Source organism: Collinsella aerofaciens (assembly GCF_040910245.1).
Classification (GTDB): Bacteria; Actinomycetota; Coriobacteriia; order Coriobacteriales; family Coriobacteriaceae; genus Collinsella.
In genome coordinates this window covers 1-1,100 of record NZ_JBDGAY010000051.1, presented here as the reverse complement: position 1 = coordinate 1,100, position 1,100 = coordinate 1, and the positions used below count along the sequence as shown (strand labels likewise).

The following is a 1,100-nucleotide window of genomic DNA, read 5'->3' as shown; positions in this document are numbered from 1 at the left end:
GAGGCCGCGATCGGGTCGCCGCCGCCGCAGGGGATCAGCTTGACCTGGTCGACGCCGGTGGCGTCCTCCAGGACGTGCTCGAGGGTGTCCTCGATCAGGCGGATGTTCACGTCGCCCGGGTTCTTGCCGGCGGTCAGCTCGTAGACGCGCAGGGTGCCCATGATGGCGGGGTGGATCGTGAACTTATCGACGTCGATCTGGGTGAAGACCGTGTCGAGGTGCATGAAGGCGCGCGAGACCGGGATGTCGAAGGCCAGGATGCGCTCGACCTTGGAGTCGGAGTTCCAGAAGATGTTCTGGGCCATGACGTCGATAGCGGCGGCCTGGGTGCGCTGGGAGATGCCGACGGCGAGGGTCTTCTCGTTGATGTTCAGCACGTCGCCGCCCTCGGTGTGGAACTGGCAGTCGCGGCGGAAGTACAGGGAGACGTCCTTGTAGTCGGGGTGGTACTTGAAGACGTACTTGCCGTACAGGGTCTCGCGGTTGCGGGTGACCGAGTACATGCGGTTGAGGTTGACGCCCTCGCCGACGACCGCGAACGGGTCGCGGGTGAAGTAGAGGTTGGGCATCGGGTCGATGATCAGGTCGGACTCGGACTCGGAGTTGACCAGGGAGTCGAGGGTCGTGGACGCCGTGAGGGGCATGTCGATCTCGGCCTTGGTCATGCCGGCCATGGTCTTCTTGACGAACTCGAGGTTGTCCTCGATGGAGTCCAGCTTCTCGCGGACGATCTGCGGCATGTGCTGGCCGCGGATGCCGGCCTCGTCGATGTACTGGTCGGTGAACTCGGCGCGGGCGCCGGGGACCTGGTCGAACACCTCGGCGACGAGGTTCTCGAGGTAGAGGACCTCCACGCCCTGGTCCCTCAGGATCTGGGCGAAGGTGTCGTGCTCCTGCTGTGCGACCTCCAGGAACGGGACGTCGTCGAACAGGAGTCGCTCGAGCTCGTCGGGCGGCAGGTTGAGGAGCTCGTCGCCGGGACGGTGCAGGCAGACCTTCCTGAGCTTGCCGATCTCGGAAGGCACGTGCAGACCTTTCGTCATGGCCTCCTACCTTTCTTTCGGGCCCCTGTCAGGGCCGATTCGTTAGCGCCCCTCCGT

General features: G+C 64.8%; 1 protein-coding gene. It reads right to left on the bottom strand.

Annotated elements, in window-relative coordinates:
• Positions 1–1,043: arginine deiminase (locus AB5Z20_RS09835; protein ID WP_368157182.1), on the bottom strand; the 1,043-nt coding region annotated here is incomplete at its 3' end.
• Between the last annotated feature and the right edge of the window lie 57 nt (positions 1,044–1,100).